The 6,017-nt window shown below is 70.5% G+C and carries 4 protein-coding genes; 2 read left to right on the top strand and 2 right to left on the bottom strand.

Translation table 11 applies throughout. The features are described from left to right. Window positions 1-82: 82 nt before the first annotated feature. Together JD292_RS09035 and JD292_RS09030 are read left to right on the top strand one after the other, a co-directional pair. The gene (locus tag JD292_RS09035; protein WP_200132414.1) at window positions 83-325 is read left to right on the top strand and encodes a hypothetical protein; all 243 of its coding nucleotides are present in this window, start codon (window positions 83-85) and stop codon (window positions 323-325) included. 150 nt (window positions 326-475) lie between these two features. After that, window positions 476-892: a VOC family protein gene (locus tag JD292_RS09030; protein ID WP_200132413.1), complete on the top strand. Its 417-nt coding sequence runs from the start codon at window positions 476-478 to the stop codon at window positions 890-892. 182 nt (window positions 893-1,074) lie between these two features. Here JD292_RS09030 and JD292_RS09025 read toward each other — a convergent pair whose 3' ends face one another. Both JD292_RS09025 and JD292_RS09020 read right to left on the bottom strand, forming a co-directional pair. Continuing rightward, window positions 1,075-2,901 (bottom strand): AMP-binding protein, encoded by a 1,827-nt coding sequence (locus JD292_RS09025; RefSeq protein WP_200132412.1) that lies wholly within the window; start codon window positions 2,899-2,901, stop codon window positions 1,075-1,077. Between the two features lie 5 nt (window positions 2,902-2,906). After that, window positions 2,907-6,011 carry a DUF2207 domain-containing protein gene (locus tag JD292_RS09020; protein WP_369411209.1) on the bottom strand — a complete coding sequence of 1,035 codons (3,105 nt, stop codon included), beginning with the start codon at window positions 6,009-6,011 and terminating at the stop codon, window positions 2,907-2,909. Window positions 6,012-6,017 lie beyond the last annotated feature (6 nt).

The raw sequence follows: 6,017 nt of genomic DNA, 5'->3' as shown, positions 1-6,017 counted from the left end.
CGCGCGGCCGCCGCCGCGGGGGGCGCGGGCCGGCCGCCCCGGGCGCGGCCCCCGCCCCCCCCCCACCTCGGTGGGGATCTCGATGGGCCTGCACCTCGCGGCAGCCCTGCCCGACGGCGCGCTCGCCGGCGCGTGCGGGCTCGGGACGGTCGCGCTGCTCGACGGCGATGTGGTCGATGAGCCGCTCCTCCCCGTCGACGGCGCGATCGCCGTGACGCGCCCCCGACTGGATGAGGACGCACTCGCGCGTTTCGCCGCCGCCCCGGACCGCGACGCGTGGTGGCGGGATCGGATCCGGCGCTGTTACGCGCACCTCTCCGCGTGAGATTCAGCGTCTCGACTCCGAACATTCACTTCCCCGACGGACGAGAAGGGTGCACACTGGTGACGTCGTGTTCGCTGAAGATCACCAGGTCAAGGAGCGATTTTGCGACGAGACCGGGATCATCCGGCACGAACCGATGAGGGAGAAACCATGAGCGACATCACTCCAACGCCCGGCCGCCCGGTGCACTTCGAGATCCACGCGGCGGAGCCGAAGCGCGCCGTCGCCTTCTACTCGGGCGTCTTCGGCTGGACCGTGGAGGACTGGTCCGAGTTCGCAGGCATGCCCTACTTCGGCGTGCGCACGGGCGAGGGCGCTGGCCCCGGCATCGACGGCGCGATCATGCAGCGGCACGGCGCGAACCCCGAGCCGGGCGCGGCGGTCGCGGGCGCCGTGCTCACGATGGGCGTCGAGTCGTTCGACCGCACCGCGGAGGCGATCCTCGCAGCAGGCGGCACGGTCGCGCTCCCGAAGGCCGCACTCCCCGGCATGGCCTGGCAGGGCTACTTCCTCGACCTCGACGGCAACGTCTTCGGTATCCACGAGCCGGATCCCGAGGCGAAGTAGGGTCTGTCGCGGCGGTGACCTGACCGCCGCGAGCCGCGGCACGGTGATCCATCGCGGGACGATCCGTTCGCCCGCAATCCGTCGTGGGCGACCCGTCCGCCCGCAATCCGTCGCGGCACGATCCACCGCGGGACGATTCGCCCGCCGGCGGTCGGGCCGCCGCCCGCCAACGGCCTCGCCCGCTACCCCTTCAGCCCGGGGAAGTCTTCCTCGCGCCACTCGGACGCGATCCGCTCGCCCGCGGCGTACGCCGCTTCCTCACGCTGGCGGAGTTCGACGCGGCGGATCTTGCCCGAGGTGGTTTTGGGGAGTTCGAAGAACTCGACGCGGCGCACGCGCATGTAGGGCGGCAGGACCACGCGGGCGTGGGCGAGCACGGCGCGCGCGGCGTCGGAGTCCGGGTCGATGCCCGCGGCGAGCGCCACATACGCCTTGGTCACGTTGAGCCTGGTGGGGTCCGGGGCGCCGATCACGGCCGCCTCGGCGACGAATGCGTGCTCGAGCAGCGCGCTCTCCACCTCGAAGGGCGACACCTTGAAGTCGCTCGACTTGAAGATGTCGTCGGTGCGGCCCACGAAGGTGAGCACCCCGTCCTCACCCCGCTGGGCGACATCGCCCGTGTGGAACACGCCGCCCTCGGTGGCGCGGGCCGTGGCCTCGGGGTTGCCGTAGTAGCCCGGGGTGAGGTTGATGGGCGAGATCCAGGTGGGGGCGCCGTCAGCGGCGGGCGAACCCTCGGCGCGCGAACCGGCGGCGGACGAGCCCTCGACGAGCGAACCCGCGGCGGACTCACCCTCGACGATGCGCAGGCACACCTCGCCCTCGTCCGCTTCCTCACCCGTCATCGGGTCGATGAGGACGGCGTCGACGCCCGGCAGCGGGCGCCCCATCGCACCGGGCACGAGCGGATCGCCCGGCATGTTGCCAATGAGCGCCGTCGTCTCGGTCTGGCCGTAGCCGTCGCGGATCTCGAGCCCCCACCACTCCTGGATTCGCGCGATGACCTCGGGATTCAGCGGTTCGCCCGCCGACATGACCTCGCGCAGCGCGCGCGGCTTGCGATCCAGCTTCCGCTGGATGAGCATGCGCCACACCGTCGGCGGGGCGCAGAACGTGTTGACGCCCACGCGATCCAGCTCCGAGACCAGGAACTCGGCGTCGAAGCGCGCGTAGTTCGCCACGAAGATCGTCGCGCCGACGTGCCAGGGCCCGTAGAACGCGGACCAGGCGTGCTTGCCCCAGCCGGGCGCGCTGATCACGAGATGGATATCCCCCGGTCGGACGCCGATCCACGACATCGTGGTGAGGTGGCCGAGCGGGTAGCTCGTGTGCGAGTGGACGACGATCTTGGGCAGGCTCGTGGTGCCAGAGGTGAAGTAGATGAGCGCCGGATCGGTGCTCGCTGTCCGCTTCGGCACCGCTCCCGTACCCGCTGAACGGGACTCCTCGTAGTGGAACCACTCCCACAGCGCCGCGCGCTGATCCTTCGTTCCGGCCTCGAGACCGACGCCGACGCCGCGGTAGTTGCCGGGCACCTCAGCGAATTTGATCGCGTCCTCGGGCGCCGCGAACACCCAGGAGACCGTTCCGCGCTCGACGCGGTCGACGAGCTCGTGCGCCCCCAGCACCACCGAGGTGGGCAGGATCACGACACCGAGCTTCATCGCGGCGAGCATGATCTCCCACAGTTCGAGCCGGTTGCCGAGCATGAGCATCGCCACGTCGCCCTTGCGCGCCCCGATCCCGCGCAGCCAGTTCGCGACCTGGTCGGAGCGGCGTTTGAGCTCGGCGAAGGTGATCTTCTGCTCGCTGCCGTCTTCCTCGGCGATCCACAGGGCCACGTTGTCGTTGCCCTCGGCGATCGCGTCGAAGACGTCGTGCGCCCAGTTGAAGGACGGGCCGACGTCCGGCCAGGTGAACTCGGCGCGGGCCCGATCGGGGTCGCCCGCGAGTTCGAGCAGCTGGTCGCGCGCCGCGAAGAAGGCCGTGGTCGGATCGATTTCGGTCATGCGCTCTATTCTTCACCGATTCTTGGCTGTTTGGACACAGATTCCGCCACGGGTTCACGGCTGCGACGCCACACGATGAGCGCGGCAGTGCCGACGGCGATCCACATCGCAACGCCCACCGCGATCGCGACCGCGCCGGCCGCCTCGCCGCTCGGCATCGAGAGAATCGCCCACCCGTTGAGCACGGACTGGGCGAGAGCGAAGACCGGCAGCGTGAGAAAGGCGATGAACCGACGCGAGAACCCGGCCGGTCGCGCCGAGCGGAACGTCAGCACCCCGAGAATCACCGCGAAGATCAGGACCAGACCCGCGCCCCCGACGGTCACGGCGTAGGGCACGGAGCGCTCGATCGCGTACCGCTCAGCGGCGGCGCGGTCGACACCCGTGAACGTGCCTGCGGGGAAGTCGATCATCGCTCCGAGGTCACCGGACAGGTCCGCCGAGTACTTCGTGAAGTCCGGCTCCTTCGCGTCGCCGAGGTCGAGGACCGCAACGCCAGCTCCGTCAGCGCGGCGCTCGAACGATCCGAGCGTACCCTCGGCGAGACCCTCGCTGTGTTCGCTCCCGAACGAGTAGTCGAAGCGCCAGGGGCGTACGCTGTTGCCGCGTTCGAACCGGTTCTTCGGCCGGTCGTAATCGGTATCGAGCCATCCGCCGGAGAGCGCGCGGTCCATGAGACTCGGCGCGATCACGAGCTCGATCCGGGCGGGATCGACTCGCACCCGATCCGTCAGGGAGCCGTCGGCCGGGCGCACCTCGTCCGTCCAGAAGGGGAGCTGCGCCGTCCAGCGCACCTGCTCGACCCAGCGCTCGCCCCTGCCCGATCCGCCTCCGGCTCCCCCGGTGTCGATCCCGGGGGCCTCCCCCGGATCGGGCACGCGCGCAGCGACGGCGGCGTGGCCGAGCGAGTACCGGACCTCAACCTCGTGCTGCCCCTCGACCACCTCGGCGAGCGCCGTCGTTACGGCACGCGTCGACGGCCCCGAAAGTTCCCGGATCGGCACTTTCTTCCCGTCGATCAGGATCCCGTCGATGCGGAGCCCGAGCGACTGACCGATCCGCTCAGCCGGCCACTCGCGGGTGAACTGCGGCGGCCTCGGGGCGTCCTCCTCGAACCTCACGGTGTGATGCTCGGTCACGTCGATGCGCGCAGCACCCTTCGCGTCGCGGCCGAGCTGCGCAGAGATCGAGAACCCGACGGACTCCGTGGAGCGCGAGCCGGGGATGTCGCTGTGCTCCGTCGCGAAGTCGACGCCCTGCGCATAAGGCGCGGAGATCGTCGCGGCGGTCACGATCGTGAGCACAAGCGCTGCTGCCGCCGTCACCGCACTCAACAGGGCCGGCAGCGAAATGAAGCGTTCGGACCGCCACCCCTTCGCGATCTCGCGGTCCCCGCTCTCCACCGCGGCGAGCGCGGTGAGCCGCTTCCCCGCCCGTCGCGGACGCTCGAGCAGGATCGCGTACGGGATCAGGGGATCGGTGATCGGACCTCGCTCGAGGAGGCGCGTCGCCCGGGCGAAGGCGTCGATCCCGCGCAACTCCTGCACCGCCAGCGCCCCCTTGGGCGTGAGCGGCCGCGGTCTCAGCGCGGCGAAGAACGCGATCGCCCCAAGCACCGTGGACAGGGCGACGAACGCGAACGGCCACCACACGATTGCCAGCACGACCTGGGCGGAAAGCTGACGAAGCAGCCCCCACTGCACGAGCACCATCGCGATCGGTGCGAGCAGGAACGCATCGCGGACATACCCGCTCGGCACCCAGCGCAGCTTCCGATCCACGACCGGATCCGAGAGCGGCCAGCGCGCGATCGCCGCCGCCGTCTCGGGCAGACTCCCGGGACGGCCCGTCCGCGACGCAGTGCGCGCGACCCGGGCGAGCCAGTTCCGCCTGCGATCCTCGGCCCGCGCACGCGGCGGGTCGCCGAGCGCCGCCACCAGGGCCGCGTGGCTCGACCGCTCGAGCAGGCGCGTCGCGAGCTCGGGTGAGATCCCTTCGGGCGGCTCGGAACGTGCCGTGTACCAGGGCTTTCCCGCGCTGTCCGCCCACACCACACGGCGTGCAGCGAGCGCCGCGACGGCGATCGCGGCGAGCAGGACCAGCGGGAGGAGCGGCCCATACGTCTGCAGCCAGAACAGTGCCGTAGTCGGCGGCTGCGCGAAGGTGCCCGGTGTGAAGTTCGCACTCACCCACAGATCGGCGTTGGGCGGCAGCGTCTGATCGTTCGAGAACGAATACCGAGTCCCGCCATCGGGAGTTTCGCCCTCTGCGTCGAGCCAGGAGGTCGCGCTGAGCAGCAGCCAGCCGACAGAGGCCCGCGGCTGTCTGACGAGCGACGCCTCGAGTTCGGGCGCCAGGGTGAGGCTGACATCGATCCCCTTCGTCGCCTGTGGCCACGTCGGCGCGAACAGCGGCCAGTCCCAACGGTCCACCGGGGCACCGCTCGCCTCATCGATCTCCGCCGTCACCAGGTCCCGCAGCGTGTACGCGTAGGTGATCGTGTGGGTGCCGCTGAATTCCCCGCCCTCACCAGGCAGGATCACGATGTCCGTGTTCGTCGGATGCCCGGAGACCTTGGGATCCACGGGCTTGCCATCGACCGTCACCTCGCCGAGCTGGAAGCGGACGTCGTGGCCCGCGTACTCGGTGACGATCGTGCGTTCGATCTTCGGCGCGGACCCCGAACGGAAGTCCGCGGTGAAACGCTCCCGCACCTCGGCGACGAAGCGGCCGTCGCCGTCGCGGCTCAACGCGTAATCGACCTCGGCGTCGCGGGCGATCCAGTCGACGTCCGACAGCTTTGCCGAGTCGATGACGTCCTCGAAATCAAGGGGCTTATTGATGATCGGCCCCACCAGCAACACGGCGCCGATCAGGCCGACGACCACCCAGATCGCCCGGATTCCGTTGCGCAGACCGCGCGAGCCACGCGCCCTCAGCCGCTCCTCCAGCGCTGTCAGCACGCTCGCGATCCACCCGAAGAAGGGCGTGTGCTCCGGCTGCGGATCCGGGATCCGGCCGGAGCGCAGCAGCTCAGGATCGGAGCCCGCGAGATCGAATGGGTCGTGATCGGCGGCCGAACTTCCATCGCCGCTGCGGCCGCGGCTCACCTCAGG

It is taken from the genome of Leucobacter edaphi, assembly GCF_016522535.1.
GTDB classification, from domain to species: domain Bacteria; phylum Actinomycetota; class Actinomycetes; order Actinomycetales; family Microbacteriaceae; genus Leucobacter; species Leucobacter edaphi.
This window is presented reverse-complemented; position numbering and strand designations above follow the sequence as displayed.